22 protein-coding genes and 1 pseudogene are annotated in these 17467 nt (G+C 61.7%); 9 read left to right on the forward strand and 14 right to left on the reverse strand.

The window, feature by feature from the left end; genetic code table 11:
* The 3 genes and pseudogenes from ABL57_RS07880 to ABL57_RS21185 form a co-directional block, all read right to left on the reverse strand.
* Window positions 1-181 (reverse strand): annotated as a pseudogene (locus ABL57_RS07880) (restriction endonuclease subunit M); the annotation flags it as partial.
* A gap of 364 nt (window positions 182-545) precedes the next feature.
* The gene (locus tag ABL57_RS07885) at window positions 546-1148 is read right to left on the reverse strand and encodes a cadmium resistance transporter (protein ID WP_016997609.1); all 603 of its coding nucleotides are present in this window, start codon (window positions 1146-1148) and stop codon (window positions 546-548) included.
* Window positions 1145-1504, reverse strand: coding sequence for a helix-turn-helix transcriptional regulator (locus ABL57_RS21185; RefSeq protein WP_082157299.1), 360 nt, complete (start codon window positions 1502-1504; stop codon window positions 1145-1147). Before ABL57_RS21185 ends, ABL57_RS07885 begins: the two co-directional genes overlap by 4 nt.
* 193 nt (window positions 1505-1697) lie before the next feature.
* Here ABL57_RS21185 and ABL57_RS07890 point away from each other — a divergent pair, with 193 nt between their 5' ends.
* From ABL57_RS07890 to ABL57_RS07905, 4 genes are all read left to right on the forward strand, one after another.
* Window positions 1698-2294, forward strand: coding sequence for a recombinase family protein (locus tag ABL57_RS07890; RefSeq protein WP_010534181.1), 597 nt, complete (start codon window positions 1698-1700; stop codon window positions 2292-2294).
* Between the two features lie 7 nt (window positions 2295-2301).
* Entirely contained in the window at window positions 2302-3699 is a 1398-nt protein-coding gene (locus tag ABL57_RS07895; protein ID WP_082157300.1) for a Mu transposase C-terminal domain-containing protein, read from the forward strand.
* Window positions 3696-4514 (forward strand): AAA family ATPase, encoded by an 819-nt coding sequence (locus ABL57_RS07900; protein WP_047802915.1) that lies wholly within the window; start codon window positions 3696-3698, stop codon window positions 4512-4514. Before ABL57_RS07895 ends, ABL57_RS07900 begins: the two co-directional genes overlap by 4 nt.
* Before the next feature lie 304 nt (window positions 4515-4818).
* Window positions 4819-5046: a DUF2188 domain-containing protein gene (locus ABL57_RS07905; protein WP_047802916.1), complete on the forward strand. Its 228-nt coding sequence runs from the start codon at window positions 4819-4821 to the stop codon at window positions 5044-5046.
* Window positions 5047-5103: 57 nt separating this feature from the next.
* On the opposite strand, the gene ABL57_RS07910 is transcribed toward ABL57_RS07905, so the two are convergent.
* From ABL57_RS07910 to ABL57_RS07925, 4 genes are all read right to left on the reverse strand, one after another.
* Window positions 5104-5331: a hypothetical protein gene (locus ABL57_RS07910; RefSeq protein ID WP_047802917.1), complete on the reverse strand. Its 228-nt coding sequence runs from the start codon at window positions 5329-5331 to the stop codon at window positions 5104-5106.
* A gap of 16 nt (window positions 5332-5347) precedes the next feature.
* Window positions 5348-5761, reverse strand: a complete 414-nt coding sequence (locus ABL57_RS07915) for a hypothetical protein (RefSeq protein WP_047802918.1) — start codon at window positions 5759-5761, stop codon at window positions 5348-5350.
* A gap of 262 nt (window positions 5762-6023) precedes the next feature.
* On the reverse strand, window positions 6024-6353 hold the full coding sequence (locus ABL57_RS07920) for an Lsr2 family protein (RefSeq protein ID WP_047802919.1): 330 nt from the start codon (window positions 6351-6353) through the stop codon (window positions 6024-6026).
* Window positions 6354-6406: 53 nt separating this feature from the next.
* On the reverse strand, window positions 6407-6883 hold the full coding sequence (locus ABL57_RS07925) for a hypothetical protein (RefSeq protein ID WP_047802920.1): 477 nt from the start codon (window positions 6881-6883) through the stop codon (window positions 6407-6409).
* Between the two features lie 299 nt (window positions 6884-7182).
* Between ABL57_RS07925 and ABL57_RS07930 the strand changes: the two genes are divergently transcribed.
* On the forward strand, window positions 7183-7716 hold the full coding sequence (locus ABL57_RS07930) for a recombinase family protein (RefSeq protein ID WP_047802921.1): 534 nt from the start codon (window positions 7183-7185) through the stop codon (window positions 7714-7716).
* Window positions 7717-7878: 162 nt separating this feature from the next.
* Here ABL57_RS07930 and ABL57_RS07935 read toward each other — a convergent pair whose 3' ends face one another.
* The gene (locus tag ABL57_RS07935) at window positions 7879-8286 is read right to left on the reverse strand and encodes an SdpI family protein (protein WP_053004822.1); all 408 of its coding nucleotides are present in this window, start codon (window positions 8284-8286) and stop codon (window positions 7879-7881) included.
* Between the two features lie 692 nt (window positions 8287-8978).
* On the opposite strand from ABL57_RS07935, the gene ABL57_RS21755 reads away from it, so the two are divergent.
* Together ABL57_RS21755 and ABL57_RS21760 are read left to right on the forward strand one after the other, a co-directional pair.
* Entirely contained in the window at window positions 8979-9644 is a 666-nt protein-coding gene (locus ABL57_RS21755) for a hypothetical protein (RefSeq protein ID WP_152683318.1), read from the forward strand.
* A gap of 400 nt (window positions 9645-10044) precedes the next feature.
* Complete coding sequence (locus ABL57_RS21760) at window positions 10045-10788, forward strand: hypothetical protein (RefSeq protein ID WP_152683319.1); 744 nt, start codon at window positions 10045-10047, stop codon at window positions 10786-10788.
* 786 nt (window positions 10789-11574) lie between these two features.
* On the opposite strand, the gene ABL57_RS21765 is transcribed toward ABL57_RS21760, so the two are convergent.
* From ABL57_RS21765 to ABL57_RS07950, 3 genes are all read right to left on the reverse strand, one after another.
* Window positions 11575-12519 carry a HEPN domain-containing protein gene (locus ABL57_RS21765; RefSeq protein ID WP_152683320.1) on the reverse strand — a complete coding sequence of 315 codons (945 nt, stop codon included), beginning with the start codon at window positions 12517-12519 and terminating at the stop codon, window positions 11575-11577.
* 12 nt (window positions 12520-12531) lie between these two features.
* A complete protein-coding gene (locus tag ABL57_RS07945) occupies window positions 12532-13818 on the reverse strand; it encodes a DUF262 domain-containing protein (protein ID WP_203225574.1) in 1287 nt (428 codons plus the stop codon).
* Window positions 13819-13922: 104 nt separating this feature from the next.
* Window positions 13923-14264: an Lsr2 family protein gene (locus ABL57_RS07950; RefSeq protein ID WP_047802922.1), complete on the reverse strand. Its 342-nt coding sequence runs from the start codon at window positions 14262-14264 to the stop codon at window positions 13923-13925.
* A gap of 484 nt (window positions 14265-14748) precedes the next feature.
* Here ABL57_RS07950 and ABL57_RS07955 point away from each other — a divergent pair, with 484 nt between their 5' ends.
* Entirely contained in the window at window positions 14749-15177 is a 429-nt protein-coding gene (locus tag ABL57_RS07955; RefSeq protein WP_152683321.1) for a hypothetical protein, read from the forward strand.
* Window positions 15178-15387: 210 nt separating this feature from the next.
* Here ABL57_RS07955 and ABL57_RS07960 read toward each other — a convergent pair whose 3' ends face one another.
* The 3 genes from ABL57_RS07960 to ABL57_RS07970 all read right to left on the reverse strand — a co-directional run bounded on the left by ABL57_RS07960 (window position 15388) and on the right by ABL57_RS07970 (window position 17023).
* A complete protein-coding gene (locus ABL57_RS07960) occupies window positions 15388-15846 on the reverse strand; it encodes a VOC family protein (RefSeq protein WP_047802924.1) in 459 nt (152 codons plus the stop codon).
* A 34-nt stretch (window positions 15847-15880) separates the two neighbouring features.
* Window positions 15881-16228 carry a MerR family transcriptional regulator gene (locus ABL57_RS07965; protein ID WP_047802925.1) on the reverse strand — a complete coding sequence of 116 codons (348 nt, stop codon included), beginning with the start codon at window positions 16226-16228 and terminating at the stop codon, window positions 15881-15883.
* Between the two features lie 141 nt (window positions 16229-16369).
* Complete coding sequence (locus ABL57_RS07970) at window positions 16370-17023, reverse strand: alpha/beta hydrolase (protein WP_238986010.1); 654 nt, start codon at window positions 17021-17023, stop codon at window positions 16370-16372.
* Window positions 17024-17050: 27 nt separating this feature from the next.
* Between ABL57_RS07970 and ABL57_RS07975 the strand changes: the two genes are divergently transcribed.
* Complete coding sequence (locus ABL57_RS07975) at window positions 17051-17461, forward strand: MerR family transcriptional regulator (protein WP_238986011.1); 411 nt, start codon at window positions 17051-17053, stop codon at window positions 17459-17461.
* Window positions 17462-17467 lie beyond the last annotated feature (6 nt).

Below are 17467 nucleotides of genomic sequence, written 5' to 3' on the forward strand. Positions count from 1 at the left end.
GGACCTTCTCGCCCTTGCGCACCGTGCGCCCTGGGATCTCTGTGCTTTCCGGGTAATGCCGCTCGAAGTTCAAGCCAAATGCGCGCCGCGAGGACAGGGCCTTGTACTCCCGTTCCAGATCGGCGGCGAGCTGCGGATCATTCCGCTCGACCTGACGCAGTAGGTCTGTCAGCTTGGACATGGGACAACGACTCCATTGACGGCGGCATCGACCCCACTTCCGGGGGTCGGGCAGGGGGGCGACGAGGCGGTTTGGCGCACGGCTGTTCCGCTGACTACTGCCGTTGACAACATACCGGGGGACAGGTCAGTAGACCGCATCCAGCAACGTAGATATAGGGCATGCCCTACTGCGACATCTCGCTCGTCAGCCGCAGTAAGTTGCAATGGGGTCCTGTGGCTTCGTTCGCTTGGTGGCGGGGTTTTTGCAGCGCTCCGTGGCGGTCTTGTTGCCGCGATCACGCAGGACTGGCTGCAGGTAGGTGTCGCGGTCTGAACCGAGAGGGGTGCGCCCGGTCGGGGCCGTTTGGATCGCTGCCGCTACGTCAGAGTCCGAAGGCTCCGCCGCTGACGAGGATCACGATGCCGAGGCCGATGAGAACGATGGGGAAGAGGATGTGCTCCCAGCGTTCGAGCACTTCGGCGATCGGGGGGCGGGTGGCGACGAACTTTGCCAGGGCCACCAGGACCGCGACGAGCGCGAGGAAGACGATGCAGTAGGCGACTACTGCGAGAGGTTCCACGCTGAGGAAGACAGGGGTGTAGACGCCGATGTTGTCGCCGCCGTTGGCAAGGGTGACGCCTGCGACTGTCCACACGCCGACCTTCTTGCCGGCAACCTTGGCCTCGTCGTCATCGTCGTCATCGTCTCCGCGCCAGGCCTGCCATGCGGCCCAGAGGCCGAGGCCCAGAGGGATGAGACCGAAGTACGGGATGGCTGCCGAGGGCAGGAATGCTCCGGCACCGATGGTCACCAGGACCGCGGCACCGAGGATGCCGGCGAATCCGAGGTACTGGCCGGCCAGAATGCGGGCGGTAGTGCCGCGCTGGCCTGCCCCTCGCGCGAAGAAGAGGGAGAGCACGATGATGTCGTCGATGTTGGTCGCTGCGAACAGGCCCATCGCTTGCAAGACCGAGGTGAGGATCATGCGCCCTCCCCAGCTGCGTCGCATCCGGGAAGCGAGCAGGCGGGATCGATGCACGGGGCGTCTTCGTCCACTGCCAGGGTGGCATCGACCAGTGCCGTCAGCGCCTGCGCCAGGTGCGAATCGGCGATCTCATATCGTGTCCGACGACCCTCGGGCTCGGAGGCGACGATCCCACAATCGCGCAGGCATGCCAGGTGGTTGGACACGTTCGGGCGTGTCAGGTCCAGATCTCGGGCCAGTTCCGCCGGGTAAGCGGGATGGTCGAGCAGGGTCAAGATGATCCGGGATCGAGTGGGGTCGGCCAGTGCACGACCCAGGCGGTTCATCACGTCGAGACGCGAAGCAATAGTCAGCATGGACTGAACTATACAGCGCGCACTGAACACTCGGTCACAGGCGTCAGCCCAGATCGCATGCCCGTAAGGGGAACCCTCACCGGACACCACCGCTACTTATCGAGAGGAACGACGGCACGCCTGGCGGGCTGTCCCGTAAGACCCGTCCGGTGAACTGTCCGGTGAAGGGAGGCTATATGACACACTGGGGAGCATGTCCCCCTTGAAGGTCGGCTATGCCCGAGTCTCCACCGACGAGCAGGACCTGACCGCGCAGCGTGACGGACTCGCGGCGTTCGGCGTCGATCCCAAGCGCATCTACGTCGATCACGGGCTCACGGGCCGCAACGCCGACCGTGAGGGCCTGCGGCAGGCGCTGGCTGCCTGTCGGGACGGCGATACGTTCGTGGTCACCAAGCTCGATCGGCTGGCGCGTTCAGTCCGTGATGCCCACCAGATCGCCGACGACCTCGCGGCGCGGGAAGTGAAGCTGAGCATCGCCGGATCGGTGTACGACCCGACCGACCCGATGGGGAAACTGTTGTTCAACGTGCTGGCGATGGTCGCCGAGTTCGAAGCCGACCTCATCCGTGCCCGCACCCGCGAGGGGATGAAGGTCGCCAAGGCCAAGGGCCGGCTGCGCGGGAAGTCACCGAAACTCACCCCCCGGCAAGAAGCTCACCTCGTCCAGCTACATGCTGCCGACGAGCACACCGTGGGCGAGCTGGCCGAGCTGTTCAGCGTGGGCCGCTCCACGGTCTACCGCGCCCTTCAGCGCGCCGAGCGCGGGCGCGAGAACGCCTTGCAGTAGGTGCGTCGTGGACGCTCGAGCGCGGTGGCGAATCCTCAGGCTCCACGTCGAGGACCAGGTGCCCCTCGCGCGCTTAGCTCGCGAGACCGATGTAGGGCTGCGGACCCTGGAGCGCTGGCACGCCCGCTACCGCGCCGACGGCTACGCCGGACTGGAGACAGCCTCACGGGCGGACGCCGGCTCCCGCCGCCTTCCGCCCGACCTCGTCGACCTGATCGAGGGCCTGGCACTGAGCAAGCCGCGGCCGGCCATCGCCACGATCCATCGCAAAGTCACGGGCATCTGCGCCGCCCGGAGGTGGCCGGTCCCCTCCTACTCGGTGGTGTGGGACATCGTGCGGACCCTGGATCCCGGCATGGTCACCCTCGCCCTGGAGGGCGCAGCGTCCTACCGCGACAAGCACGAGCTGGTGCTACGCCGGCAAGCAGAGCTGCCCAACGCGATGTGGCAATCCGATCACACCATGCTCGACATCCTGGTGGTGGGCACCGACGGCAAGCCCGCACGGCCATGGCTGACAACGATCCTCGACGACTGCTCCCGGGCGGTCTGCGGCTACACAGTCTTCCTGGGCGCACCGTCGGCGATGAACACCGCCCTGGCGCTGCGCCAAGCGATCTGGCACAAGACCGACCCGGCCTGGCCGATGTGCGGCCTGCCCGACGTGCTCTACGTCGACCACGGCAGCGACTTCACCAGTGACCAGCTCGCCCACACCGCCGTCGACCTCCACATCCGACTGATCCACTCCACCGTCGCCCGACCCCAGGGACGGGGCAAGATCGAGCGGTTCTTCGGCACCATCAACACCGAGCTACTCGCCACCCTGCCCGGACACATCACCGAAGGGCACCCCTGGCCGACACCGAAACTGTCCCTGGCCGCCCTCGATAGCGCCCTGGAGGCGTTCGTGGCCACCTACAACGACCGCACGCACAGCGAGCTCGGAACCTCCCCGCGCAGCGCGTGGATCGCCGATGGCTGGCTGCCCCGAATGCCCGAGAGCCTGGAAGACCTCGACAGACTGCTGTTGACCGTCGCCAAGACCCGCGTCGTGCGCCGCGATGGCATCCGCTTCCAGGGCCTGCGCTACGTCTCGCCAACTCTGGCCGGCTACGTCGGACGCTCGGTCGTGATCCGCTACGACCCCCGCGACATCACCGAGATCCGCGTCTTCGATCACGACGAATTCGTCTGCAAGGCCGTCAACCAAGAGCACCACGACCAGAAGGTCAGCCTCAAGGAGATCCAGGCCGCGCGCAACGCCCGCCGCCGGGCGCTGCGAGCCGGCATCAACGAACGCATCGCCCTCGTGGCCGCACCTACCGAGACGCCACGGATCACCGAAGCACCGGCTCCGGCGCCGAGGTCGGCGTTGAAGATCTACAAGGAGGACCTCAGGTGAGCCAGCGCTTCATCGTCACCAAGGAGCACCGCCGCTTCACCGAGTTCGCCGACGCCGTGCGCCGCGGGCACACCATCGGTTTGTGCTTCGGATCAGCCGGCGTAGGAAAGACACTCTCCGCGCGCCGCTACGCACACTACGAGAAGGCTCATGACCTGCTGACCTACTGGGGGCCGCGCTCCGACAACGACGCCAAGATCTACGCCGCCTTGGACCGGAGCCGCACCGTGCTCTACACCCCCAGCGTGCTGACCACCCCGCGGACCCTGAAGGACGAGCTGACCCAAGCCATCACCCGCACCAACATGTGCATCGAGCAGCACCTCGTACCTCCCGGCACGGCCACTCCCGAGGCCTGGGGATGGCGACACGGCAGGAACTACGTGGAGCTGATCATCGTCGACGAGGCCGAACGACTGCGTCCCGCCGCTCTGGAACTGCTGCGCGATCGCTACGACCGCGACGACATCGCCCTGATCCTGATCGGCATGCCCGGCCTGGAGAAGCAGTTCAGCCACTACCCCCAGTTCTACAGCCGAGTCGGCTTCGCCCACCAGTACCGGCCCCTGGGACAAGACGAACTGCTGTTCGTCCTCGAGCGACACTGGCGATCCCTCGGCAAGACCCTCGACCCCGACGACTTCACCGACGCCCAAGCCATCGCAGCCATCGCACGGATCACCCGCGGCAACTTCCGGCTCCTCGAACGCCTCTTCCCCCAGATCCAGCGGGTCCTGAAGATCAACGAACTCGACACCATCACCAACGACGTCATCGAAGCCGCACAGAGCACCCTGGTCATCGGTGTCACCTGACCCCGCCACGAAGCGACCGAAGAACCCCGCCATTCAGCAGACGAAGTCACAGGGTCCCGCCGTGGTTTCTGCGACGGCTGTGCCCGGAGGTCTAGGCATGGTGCAACGCGGTGCGTGTGGTTTTTGGCGTTGGATGGCGGGGTTTTCGTCGACGCTCGGTGGCGGCGCCTGGTCAGGTTGTGCCGGGCGGGGGAGGCGGGCAGTGAGGGTTTCGGTTCCGCAAGCCGCTCCCAGCAGAACCACCGCGAACTGAGATGATGTAGCCCTGTGGCTCCCCCACCGAGGAACCGAAAGGAGAACTGTGATGGTCGACAAGAAGAACATTCACACGGTGCCGACCGACGAGGGGTGGGCCAACCGTCGTGAGGGTGCAAAGCGCGCCTCGAGCACGTACGACACGAAGGCTGAGGCGCAGGCGGCCGGCCGTGCAGCGGCGAAGAAGGATGGCGTCGAGCACCTGATTCACAAGAAGGACGGCACGGTCGGAGCGCGCAACTCGTACGGCAACGACCCACATCCCCCGAAGGGCTGAGCCAGCCGCGGCCATTCCCGCCAGAGGATCACCGTGCCCTTGGTAGTTGAGGGGGTGCTACCGGTGGAGGTATCCGGCCACGACGGTGACGATGCCCCACAGGCATCCGCCGGCCAGCAGGGCCAGCCCGAGAAGTGCCAGCATGCCGGCGCCGATGTTGGCCCCGCCCTCACAGCAGGAAAGCCGGTTCCAGGTCAACGCGCCGAACGTGGTCACCACCCCGATCAGGGTGAGGATCAGGGGTAGGCGCAGCAGGTACCAGGTGTCCTGAGCAGGGCGTCCCACGGGGTGCCGGGGCCGCTCAGGAGGCCGAAAGGATCGTGCCGCCGAGTTCATCCTGCAGTTGCTGCAAGGGTGCCTCGTCGCGGGCGATGATCATCCAGTTCGCCCCGTGCAGGACCGGCAACATGTCAGGGTCGGCATCTTCGCGGAGTTCCAGGAGCTCTTGCAGGCCTTCTTCGATGCGGGTCACGGCTATGCCGGGGATGTCGTAGTCGCACTCGAGGTAGGCGGTTCCGTCCTCCTCCGGGACGACCCGCTGATTCGTGCTCGGGCACTGGAGGCCTGCGGCGATGATGTCCTCGCGCAGCGCCAAGGCGTCGTCGTAGGTCTTGGCCGACCCGGCCACCATCGAGGCCACCTCATCGGTGGTGGGCCCGCACCCGGTCAGCACCACGGTAGCGAGAGTGAGCACGGCGGTGGTGGCGTGGCGCATGAAGTGCTCCTGTCGTCGGGCACTCAAGCCCGGGCGGGGGTGTGGAGTGCGTAGGTGCAAGGCAAGTGCGTGCCATCAGCCTAGGCCGGTGAGACCGCCACGGACCGGCAGCCTCAGCGCACCAGGGCGCGTCGAACCACTCCCAAGGTCATGACCCCTTCTGTGGTGAAAGCGCTGTCCACCTCACACGCGACAGTGGACGGGCCCCGTTGTGGTCAGGGCCCGTCCACCGCGCATTATCTTGTGCGGGATCGGTGCTGGCTCAGTGGGCGGCGTAGTAGGCGTCCTTAACGGACTGATGGATGCGGCCGCGGTCGGAGACCTCGTGGCCGTTCTCCTTCGCCCAGGCCCGGATCCTCGCGGTGTCCGGGTCGCTGCCAGAGGCGCGGGATCGGGTGCCGCGGGGGCTGTGACTGCGGGTGGTCTTGCGGCCGGCGGCCGCGTAAGGGCGCAGCGCCTCGCGCAGCTTCTCGGCGTTCTCAGCGGAAAGGTCGATCTCGTAGTCCTTGCCGTCCAGGGCGAAGGTCACGGTGTGCTCGGCGGGGCCGCCGTCGAGGTCATCCTCAAGGTGCACTTCAACTTTCTGAGCCATAAGGGGCTGTTCCTTTCCATGGTCCCGGTAGGGGAGTGGTGCTGCCGAGGGTATTAGGCGGTTTCGAAAGATCCCTCGACCTGTGAATCGACCAAAGCATCCGCACTGGAAAATGCATCCGCTTCATCCGAGGCTAACAATGCCGTGGTTTTGGTGCGATTCCCGGTAATGACCGTGCCCTCAGTGCTGAGGTCCACGCAGAGCATGCCGTCCTCCACAAAGGGTTTCCACCGCCGGGTGGCGGTGGTGTCGATGCCGTAATGGGCGGTGAACGCAGTGGCCGAAACGATCGCCTGCCCCGGCCCACGCTTGGACCCATTCCGCACCGCGTAGGCGTGCGGGGAGGAATCATCGGAGGCACGCAGCGCGATCACGCTGCGGTCACGGTCGTAAAGCAACTCCACCGTCTCAGCATTGTCAATGAGGTCGTGGGCAGCCTTATTCAGCGAGATCACCCCGCGCTTCTGGATGGTCACGCTCGGCGCCTTGGCCAGTGGAGTCATCCTCTTGTCAAACACCTCGAATGGCATCGTCACTCCTATGGAACGCGCCTAATTGCCCTGATGTTCATCGTAACCATGGCATGCAGTGCCCATACACCTACTGCCGTGATCGCGATCCGTCTTGGAAGGCATGGGATGCGAGACGTCCCGTCGTGGGAATTTGCGCCCGCATGATTCCGGGGTTCTGAGTGTCTCGCATCCTTGTGCTTTATCCTTACCCCTACAATCCGATACTCAACGTGAGTTGCGAGACAGATGAGGTGGACGTGGGGAAGCTGATCGGGTACGCCCGAGTGTCGACACGGCAGTAAGAGGCAGATCGTCAAGTGTCTGACCTCTTGCATGCCGGCGTGCGACAGGATGATCTTTATGTCGACCATGGTGTGTCTGGAAGACGTGCATCCCGTCCGGCCTTCGACAAAGCGGTGGCTGCGCTCGAAAAGAGCGACACTCTGGTCATTACCACGCTGGACCGGTTGGGGCGGTCGACGCAGAACATGCTGGCCTTCGCCGAGGCGCTGCGGGGGAGAGGTGCCGGGTTGCGGGTGCTGAACCTGGGTGGGGGAGACGTGGATACCGCCACCCCGATGGGCTCGATGGTCTTCACTGTCATGGCCGCCCTGGCGCAGATGGAACTGGAGATCAAGCGGGAACGGATCACCGACTCGGTGACCAAGCGCCGGGCCGCCGGCAAGGACCTGGGCGGGCGGCGCCAGACCTTCACCGACTCCCAGATCCGTAACGCGCTGCGGCTGATCGAGAGCGGCGAGCCGGCCACCCAGGTCGCCCGCGACCTCGGGATGTCGAGGGCTACCCTCTATCGGCGGATCCGGGAGCTGCCGCAAGCGACGGCCCTCTGAGTCCGCGGTTGCCGGTGGGCAGCGTGGTGCAGTTGACGCACCTGAGCGGGCTTTTCATCGCGCGGGCTCAACGGGCATCAACCACACCGGGTTTCTCGCCGATATGCCGTCACCGCCACTGACGGACCCGCAAGGGTCGGACGCGGGACTGGTGTCAAAGGCTCAACTGCTGGCGGTGACTGCGCGTGCGGCGCGATTGGCGGCACCAGCGGAGCGCAGCAGCACCACGACCTCGCAGACCAGCGCGACGGCGGCCACCGCGGTGCCGGTGTACCCGCCGCCCAGGACCTGAACGACCAGTGCGATCGAAAGCCCCACCGCGGCCACCGGCCACATCCTCCGCACCACGGGCAGAGCCGCGGCATGGCCGGCAGCCCAGGCCTCATCGGAGGCCTTGGTGTGGCGAGTACGGATGCCCGCCGATCCGTTGCGCCCCAGGGCATCCTCGGCGGCCCAGCGCACCACCGGGATGCTCATCGCGGGCAGCAGCACCAGGGCGAAGAGCAGCGGGACGAGGCCGGCGATCTCCTCAGTCATCGCGAAAACCTCCAGGATGTTGGTGCTGTCCACGCTACGAGAAGCGCGGTGCGTCCTGGGCACCTCGCCCCGGCCGGGCCTGTCGCAGGACGGTTCCAAGGGCTCCTGCATGTGCAGATGGGGTTCGCGTATCGAGCGGTTCAGGTGTGGCCGTCGGGGGAGGAACCCGTCGGCGCCGCGGCGTCCAGCGAATACACGCCGGGGGCCTACGCCAGCACCCTGGAAATCACCTGAGACGACTGAAATCCCCGATTAACGCATGGCTTTGCGGAACGCGGTTGGGCTTGCTGCATGACGTGGCCGGCCCCAATCAGGATGATGCCGGGCCGGTTAGGATATGGGACCGCTGCTTCTGCCCGGGCCAGGCCTCCTCGGCCTGCGCGGGGCCGTGCCGGGGGGAGTGGGACGCCGTTCGTGATGGACCGCGCACCAGATCATGGCCGCCACGGCGGCCATGAATCCCAGCACGAGGACGATCTGGGCCCCGGCGGGTAGGGCCGACCACCACTGGCTGAAAGCCTCAAATGCCAGGTCACCTATGGCGCCGCAGCTGCCGTCGAACGCCGGTGGCGTAGGGGTCGGAGTGGTCATGGTGGATTCTCGCTGATCTGCACCTGCGCGTCGGCGCCGACGGATCGCTATGGCACAGTCTTGCTAAACAGAAAAGTTCGAGCCAGACATCTAGAATGGGTCCGACTAACAAACCTAGGACTGAAGGGCCGTCTATGCCTCTCCGAGAGCCAATTCGTTCAGAAGCTGCAGAATATGCGCGTAACGACCTGCAGGGCGATATCGGCTGGCACGTCAACTACTTCGACTTCATCAGTGACTTGGAGCTTCGCCGTCGAATCGGGCAAGAGTTCTACGCGGCAAGATACCTCTACAAGCTTTGGGAAGGGCTGAGGATCGAGGAAACCTGGGCGATGCAGGCTCAAGTTCAGTTGCAGGTGCAGCAGTACGCGTCTATTTATGAGGCGTCTATCCACCACCTTTTGTTTGTTGAAGCAGCCGACGCACCTGAAGTTCAACGCCTTTTTGAGTACGAAGCACTGGTTGAGCGACAACTCCCTGGTCACATTATGGACCGGATTCGTCGCCTCGACCGTGTAGACTCCGGAGATATCGTTGGGGCGGTATACGCGGTGCGCCGCACGCAGGAGTCTAAGATCCGATTCGATAGCAAGGTTGCTGCGGCTGTAGAATTGGGAATTCTCGATGAGGATCTCGGCAAAGAGATAGCTGGTTACTACACAGCCCGGAATTACATCCACATCCATGCGGAACTGCGGCAGACCGACCTCGATTGGCAGATTTCCTTTGCTCGTGATGCATATCGACGCTTGTTGCCTTTCAAAACTCAGGCGTCGAATTGGCTCAAGAAGCGGGCATAACCGAGCTCAAACCTTGATCCGCTTGAGATCATCGGTGGTTTACAAAGCAACGTCCCTGGACATCGCAAGGGACTGCCGCACCGATAGGTGAAAGGTCAAGGTGTCAGCTATCGGTACGGCAGATTCCGCCGAAGGCGGGTGGCAAGCCAGTTTGCTACGCGAAAAATCTGTGCGAGGTCGTAGCAGTGAAGCTGCCCAAAGACCCAGCTGGCGGCGCTGTACATATGTCCGGTTATTGGACACTGTCTACGTTGGTAAAGCGATCACTGTCCGGAGCGATGGGAGTGACACTCGGCGAGGTTGCCTACGGGAGTCCTATGACTAGTACTGGACCTACGGTGTAGGGACGGGCACACGTAATGTAGCGTACCTCTTCCGCTGATTTATAAGGCAGGCCTCTGTGCACAAGATCGCCGCTCTTCCCCTGGTAGTGGCAGCCGTGTCGCTGACTGTCGGTCGTAGTTCGCAGGCGCCCGAGGCTAGTAACACCGCCAACAGCGTTTCAAGTGTGAGCGAAAGCCCGGCGGCTTCGGCAACCCCTGCAGAGAAGGGGTTGATCGTCAGCTCTACTGGAGTCGAGGCCCACTGTGGCGTGCGAGCAGAAGGTGACTCGATTCTGCTTTCTACCGCAGATCTGACTCCCGCCGACACGTTTGGTGAGGACTGGAACCATCAAAGGACCGGTGAAGACTGTGTAGAAACAAAACAGTGGATCGAGTCTAAGGCCTACGGGTCTGAAGAAGACGCCCGAGGCAACCCGATGTTGGAGCCCGAGTACCAGGCTGTAGCCAACAAGCACTTCGGTCAGATTGAGAACGATGAGTACGGCAAGGAGCGGCTCAGTCAAATGTCCGGGGCCATGGACAAATGCCTGGGCACTGCCGACAGGGTCCTGTCCAACGGGGACAACATAGAGGCAGTACGTCAATATGCAGCGTCCTTGAAGATCTGCCCTGGACACCCGCAAGCCGGGCAGTGGGGACGACCGCAACAACACATGCCCGAAGCGCGGCACCCCGAACAAGAGCAGGAAGCGGTTATAAAGGAACGTGAAGAAGCCGAGGTGAATGGGGAGATCGCCGTCGATGGCGGCCACTATCTGATTGGCGAAACGCTCAAGCCAGGGATGTGTCGCACTGACTAAATAAAGGTCACCGAGTGTTTCTGGGAACTATCCGACGCTCAGGGCAACATCATCGACAACAACTTCAACTCCACCGCTCCACAGTTCGAGCTCTACATTTCAGCTGACGCTTCCGGAATCACCATCAACGGGTGCTCCATGACTCGCATCGGCGACTGATCTTCCGAGACCTCCTCCCTGACCGACCGCAGTGAATCCGGCCACCCAACTCCATGGGCCCTGATACAGCTTCCCCGCGCCAGTCACCTAGTGCGGCGGCATACCCCAACCTGAGAGCGACCCGCCTCACGACCCCCAGCGCCTCAGCAGCCCCTCAGCGCCCCAGCACGGCCAACCCCCACCAGAAGGGCCACCCCCCCCAACACGCTCCGCGGCCGCGACAAACCCCCACCGCACCCCACACGACAACGGCCCCCACCTACACCACAAGGCACCAGCAAAGATCGCAACCGCAGCCGCCATTCATTAATTTATGAATGAAAGAACCACCCACACACAAAAACGGCCCCCGCCACTAAGGACGAGGGCCGCACCCACGGCATAGGACGAGATCAACTTCGGTCACCACGTAGCGCTTCATGAAATCGGCTACAAACTCCATGCTGACGCTGACGCTGAGGTGATTGTCAGTCCCCCGGGACATTGAATGCAGCACTTTGAGGTAAGGTCATCCGTGCCGTACTTTGACGGCGAAAACCAGCAGAAAGGCGGCTGGAAAGATGCCCTCATCAAGCCACGAACACTCCGGTCGAATCAGCACAGCGAGGAATTTATCATAGTGACAGCCTAGAACGCCAAATAAATTGCGCACTCCTTAACCGAACGATTGAAGCAAATCGCTACTTCTGTTGAACCAGCCTCAGCAGTGTTTAAATTTTTGCCGCCTGATTTTATTGATTTCACGTAAGATGTAGCTAGCTTCCCAGTACGCTGCTTCAGTAGTACATGATCGCCAATAGAAATATCATTATGCACTGTCTCAAACGGAATGACGTTCTCACCAATATTCATGTCGGCGACATCTCCCACTTCGGCACTTAACAACTGCGGAAAGTGCGAAGCGAGTGCGACTTGCAGAAAACATTTAGAGCGTCTGGAAAAGTCAGCAATCACATCGACATTGTCTAGTATGATATCGAAGGCTTCAAACGTGTCGGGGCGATTCCCATGTGCTAGCGAATTACGCTCCTGAACGAGCCACTTAATAACGCCCTTATAAGTGTTTGAACTGCCTTGATAAGTGTCATTCATCCAGGAGGTATCGGAACCGTCAAAAGAGATCCTACCTAAAATTTCCTCTATAGCATCTGGCCACGCATTTTTATCCAGCCTCATTAGGGCTGAATTGTTTACCCAGTTGCTAGTAGATGCATTCATAATTAGGGATTCTAAATCAACATCACTTTGGTTTTGGTGGCTAATTCCATTTTTAACTTCATTAGCAAGTAGCAGTGTACGGCTAATGTGGTGCGATTTTATATTTCCAGGCAGTTTATCCGGTCTCAGGTTTAGGTAAGAAAACACTCTCATGACGGATTCGCTGTATCCAACGAAGGAGGCCTCATGGGCGGCATACATGAGAAGAATCCAACTAGAATACAGCTCCGAATAATGAACGTTTTTATTACCAACATTAGACGGAAAAGCTTTATTTGATAAAATAATGAAATCTTTTAAGCCCGTGAATCTATCCGAGGAAGTACGCCAGGACCCTTCGATAAATTTTTCCATGAGTAACTCTTTTTATTTAAGGAAAGATCGGAAATACGATTCGAATAGAATCTCGCGGTCCATCAAATCGGCTCTTGTCTGACCACGAAGGTTGAATTTCGCAGAATTATTGGCGTAGAATTCATCCAGGCCCTGGATAATTTCCTCCCTTTTTGCCAAAAGACTTGGACCCTCATCAATCAACCTGGATAAGACGTTTGTCAGGGCGTCGTATATAGACAGCGTGGGAACGTTACCCCATACACCGTTCCGTCGCTTCTTAAAAGCTCGGTCGCCAAAAATGTCCCAGGCAAGGTCGATGGTCATCAGATAGAGTCGCTTTAACGACTCGATAGTTTCTGAGTCGAAGTTGTTTGCGATTTTTAGGTATCCATCCAGGTATCCACGCAAATTGTCCCTGTAATAAATCACCCTTTGTCGATTGGCAAAAAACCTTAATACAAGCTCAACGTCAATCATTTTTCTATATGTGTCTGGCACATCTGGTTGCTGGCCTAGATCTAGCCCATCAAAAGCTTCATCAGTCAAATTATCAACTGCTGGATCAGTATCACCTAAAAGCTCTTCAACATTCACCGGAATGTTCCACATTCGACGGAGTTTTGGATTTGACGAAAGTTCTTTGCAGAGACGATTCATCGGCCCGTCGTAAAGAGCATTTCTAAGTTCTTGCGGGGTGAGTTGCACTCCTCCGGTATTGATACGACCAAAAACGAAGCGTTTCAACAGCTCCGGATTTTCGTCACCATGACTTGTTTCTTTAAGCAGAACAATCGAAGATATATAACGGCGATCAACTCCTGCTTTTACTTTTGCGGGAAGATCCTTATAGTACATTCCTTCCAATTCCTGCCAGTATTCAAGTGACGACAGCGGAAATTTATTTTCATAGAACTCCCTTACGGCTGTCATTCTTTGAAGCCCATCCATAACTTCGTATTCGTTATAATCCCATTCATATAGAAAAATGGGGGGCACTGGTACATTCATGATAAATGACTCGATGAGCCGGCTTTTTTGCTCAATACTCCAGCGATGGCGCCTCTGGTATTCAGGGTCTAGTTTATAGTTTTCGCCGTTTAGCATTCTGCTTATCGACGCTAAGGGATAACGACCCTGCTCCGTGACAATACGAATTTCGCCTTTTTCATATTTTTCGTTAATTTTTTCGGGCGAAACTTGCGGCGTTTCAACTTTGCCGTCAATGGCTGCTCCTATTTCCTCGCCCTTTTCAAGTGCACGTTTTTGCCTTGAAATAAGTTGCTGGCGCAGTTCTTCAGTGTCCATTTTTTCACCCACAGTAATTTACCTTTTTATAAATTGATTAATTTTTATTAGGGCATGTTAATGTTTATCACTAATCATAGTATGTAATTAGGACAGGTATCTAAGACACGCAGATATCATGCATCGGCTTTCTGCGCCGCCTGGTAGGCGTCCTTGATGCTCTGGTGAACTCGTCCGCGGTCAGAGACTTCGTAGCCATTGACCTTGGCCCATGCGCGGATTGCGGCGGTCTCCCCGCTGCCGGCCTGGTTCGTGCGGGAGGTGGAACGGATGGCGGCCTTGGCGGTGACCTTGCGGGCCGCACTGCTGTACGGGGCCAGCGCTTCGCGCAACTGCTCGGCGTTGGCGGTGCTGAGGTCGATCTCGTAGTCCTTACCGTCGAGACCGAAGCGGACGGTCTCTGCCGCCTCGCCGCCGTCGATGTCGTCGGTGAGGATGATCTGAACGTTCTGCGCCATGTGCTGTCTCTTTCTATCAGGGGGTGTGTTCTTAGGTCAGGTTATGCGGCAGGGGCCTGGTTGGCATATTCGGCATCTAACCGGGTTTCGATTCCACGGGTGGTGGCCTTTTTGAGCCGGGTGACCTGCCGGTCAATCTGGGTCATCGTGCGGCTGTTGCGAGCCTTCTGCGCCTCGGTAATGCGTCAGTACTGGTTCGCGCTCTCCAACACTGCCCGATAGTCCAGCGACAGCGGTACCAGGCGCCCGCTGTGGGCCGACGGGTGGTTGTTCTGGAGGTCGCGTGTTCTCGTCCCGGCGGTTTCCTGCAGCGCCGCGCGGAATGCGCTGAGTTGCCTTCATCCGAGATGACCTGGTCAACAATGAGAGCAAGCAACCCCAGGGTGAGTGTGCTATTGATGCATGGGAAAAAATATTCACCTGAAGTGACCCCCATCGGACGGACTCTGGTGTGTCGCTAATGGTCGCTGCGTTGGGATGGCTCGTGACGCCTGGCAAGCTCCCGGTCCACGAGGCCGACTGCGACTCAGCACCCAATCCGTGTGCCCTTGATCTGCCGCGCAACGGGATCGACATCAAGGCCATGCTGGATCGGGTCGTTGCTGAGGTGTTTGACGAGACGTTCGCCGTGAGGACTGTGGGCTCCAGCGATGCTGCCTGGCTTCCCGGGGTGCAAGTGAGTCGCCGCGCCGACAACGGCCGCGCAGCCATTATCCGGGCCAGCTATGAATGGATGGTCGCCTTCATCTCTGAGCTTGAGGTGCAGGTGGCCCTCTTCGACTACGACGACGTGGAGGTGGAGAAGGAAGCCGAGCTGCGCCGACTTTGCCTGGTCATGCGCGCCTACCTCCACGGGGAAGGGTACATCGAGCAGCGGCGGCGGCTGTTTCGTCGGGGACGGTACCGATGCTGAGGATCGAGATGGAAGGCTTGAAATGGCGCCTCGGTCGGTGCATCTCCTCGGTACCCTGCCCGTAAAGCTGTTTCGCTCGGATCCGTCGTCGCAGGACCGGCATCCAGGGCCGGACAGACGAGCCCTCCTGGACGTGCATTTCAGGTTCCTGCCCGGGCGCCAGCGCCTGTGGGCAGCTGTCATGCCCCGGTTGGCGGGCTGCGCTGAGGGTCAGTGCTCGGTGCTGAACCCGGGTTTTGCGGCACGTTCGTCCGCGGGGAGCAGTTCTTGGAAGAGGGTGATCTGCAGCCCGGCGGGGGCGTCGATCCGGGAGTTCAGCGACTGCCAGGGGGTGCGCACCGGGGCCGCGAGCACCTCCCCACCGGCGTCCTGCAGGCGTGTGGTGGTCTGCGGGGCGTCGTCGACCTCGAAGGCCAGGCGGATGGCCGGGCTGGGGCGCCCGTCGGCCTCGATCCGGTCGATGACCTGCTTGTGCGCGGGGCTGGTGATCTCCAGGGTGGCGCGGCCGGCCTTGAGGATGGCCACCCGGTCGTCGGGGCCTTCGGCGAAGGAGGCCGACTCGGGCAGACCCAGCGCGTCACGGAAGAAGGCCAGGGCGGCGTCGTAGTCGGCCGCCTCGACCACCACGCGCAGCTGACGGACCGGCGGGTGCTGCTGATCAGGTTCCATGGGCCCATGGTGGGCCCTGACACCGGTGTGAGGGTCAAGGCCTGCCGAGGTCGGTGATGATCTCCTCCAGGGTGTCCCGGGCCCGGACCGCCTCCCGCACCACCGACTCCAGACGCTGATGCTCCTGGGCCAGGCGGGTTTCCAGGTGCCCGGTCCGTTCCCGGGGTGGGGCATCCAGGCAGGGGAGCAGCTCGGCGATCACCCGGCTGCACAGCCCGGCGGCGTAGAGCTGCTGAATCTGCACCACCCGCTCCACATCATCCGAGGTATAGCGACGGTGCCCGGCCGGGGTGCGATGGGCGCGCAGCAGCCCCTGGTCCTCGTAGTAGCGCAGCGACCGGGCACTGACCCCGGTCGCCTCCGCCAGCTCGCCGATCCTCATGGGCCCCATCCTCACCCAGTAGGTCGGCGACCGGGGGTGTTGGGGACGAGAGCACGCTTTGATGCCGATCACTGTGGCGTCGGCCAGGACACTGGGTCGGGCGGGTTCGGACGTGACCACACCTCCGGAGACGTGGGTGCGTCACCCCTCATGGCCCTGCCGTGAGGTTCCCCGCTCACGAGGACCGGTGCTGCGGGGGTTCTGCCGGGTGGGGCAGATGGGGGAGCAGAGCGGGCAGGGGGGCAGGGCGGTGATGCCGTCCTCGTCGAGGAAGTGCCCGGCTCCCGGGACCACCACCTTCTCCGCGCCCAGGCCGGTGGCGAGGGCGTCGGTCGCAGCCGGGGGCACGATCCGGTCGTCGTCGGAGCGCACCACGATCCGCCGGCCGGTGTGGGCCGCCACCGTCGCCAGGTCGGGTGCGGTGGCCAGGAAGGCATCCAGCACCGGCAGGGTGGGCAGGATCCCGGTGAACCCGGACACGGCCACCAGCCCGCCCAGCGACCACGGCGCGGGCAGGTCGGCGAGGTGGCGCAACGCGGTGATCACCCCGAGGCTGTGGGCAATCACCCACGTTCCCTCGTCGGGAGTCATGAGCACCCTCGCGATCGCTTGCTGCCAGGCGCCGGTATCCGGGGCCGCCGGGTCGGGCAGGGTCACGCAGGTGACCTCGGCACCGGTGGCCCGGAGCTGGTCGGTGAGCCAGGGGAACCGGTGGCGGGTCGGGTCGGCGGCGTAGCCGTGGACGATGACGGCGCGGGACATGGGGGCGGAGGAAGAGGTGGTGGCGGTGTGCATAGGCTGAGTCTCAAGGGTGACGTCGACGTGAAGGCCAACCCCGGAGGGTCGGGAGGGCGGGCAGGGATGCGGATCGGTGAGCTCTCGCGGGTGTCCGGGGTCAGTGCCCGGGCGTTGCCCTACTACGAGGAGCAGGGTCTGCTGGTGCCCGAGCGGGCTTCCAACGGGTACCGGGAGTATGCCGAGGACGCTCCGGTGATCGTGGCCCAGATCCAGGGGATGTTCTCCTTCGGTCTCAACTCCGAGACGATCCGCCGGTACCTACCCTGTGCCCGCGGCTCAGAACCCCGGCTTCAGATGTGCGCGGACCTGAGGGCGCACCTGCAACAGCGCCGAGAAGAACTCGAACGCCACACCGCCCAGCTGCTCGCACAACGGAAAGTGTCAAGGCGGGTGAGACAGATTCCGTCAGGCGGTCTGTATGAGGGCCTCCTGTGAGGGCTG

The sequence above is a fragment of the Kocuria sp. SM24M-10 genome, assembly GCF_001027955.1.
Taxonomy (GTDB): Bacteria; Actinomycetota; Actinomycetes; order Actinomycetales; family Micrococcaceae; genus Kocuria; species Kocuria oceani.

Bases quoted from the DNA above. Each gene is read 5' to 3' on its own strand.
- ABL57_RS07885 (WP_016997609.1), bottom strand. From the start codon at position 1,148: ATGATCCTCACCTCGGTCTTGCAAGCGATGGGCCTGTTCGCAGCGACC.
- ABL57_RS07965 (WP_047802925.1), bottom strand. From the start codon at position 16,228: ATGAGGATCGGCGAGCTGGCGGAGGCGACCGGGGTCAGTGCCCGGTCG.
- ABL57_RS07890 (WP_010534181.1), top strand. From the start codon at position 1,698: ATGTCCCCCTTGAAGGTCGGCTATGCCCGAGTCTCCACCGACGAGCAG.
- ABL57_RS07970 (WP_238986010.1), bottom strand. From the start codon at position 17,023: ATGCACACCGCCACCACCTCTTCCTCCGCCCCCATGTCCCGCGCCGTC.
- ABL57_RS07950 (WP_047802922.1), bottom strand. From the start codon at position 14,264: ATGGCGCAGAACGTTCAGATCATCCTCACCGACGACATCGACGGCGGC.
- ABL57_RS07905 (WP_047802916.1), top strand. From the start codon at position 4,819: ATGGTCGACAAGAAGAACATTCACACGGTGCCGACCGACGAGGGGTGG.
- ABL57_RS21755 (WP_152683318.1), top strand. From the start codon at position 8,979: ATGCCTCTCCGAGAGCCAATTCGTTCAGAAGCTGCAGAATATGCGCGT.
- ABL57_RS07960 (WP_047802924.1), bottom strand. From the start codon at position 15,846: ATGGAACCTGATCAGCAGCACCCGCCGGTCCGTCAGCTGCGCGTGGTG.
- ABL57_RS07925 (WP_047802920.1), bottom strand. From the start codon at position 6,883: ATGCCATTCGAGGTGTTTGACAAGAGGATGACTCCACTGGCCAAGGCG.
- ABL57_RS07915 (WP_047802918.1), bottom strand. From the start codon at position 5,761: ATGCGCCACGCCACCACCGCCGTGCTCACTCTCGCTACCGTGGTGCTG.
- ABL57_RS21185 (WP_082157299.1), bottom strand. From the start codon at position 1,504: ATGCTGACTATTGCTTCGCGTCTCGACGTGATGAACCGCCTGGGTCGT.
- ABL57_RS21765 (WP_152683320.1), bottom strand. From the start codon at position 12,519: ATGGAAAAATTTATCGAAGGGTCCTGGCGTACTTCCTCGGATAGATTC.
- ABL57_RS07920 (WP_047802919.1), bottom strand. From the start codon at position 6,353: ATGGCTCAGAAAGTTGAAGTGCACCTTGAGGATGACCTCGACGGCGGC.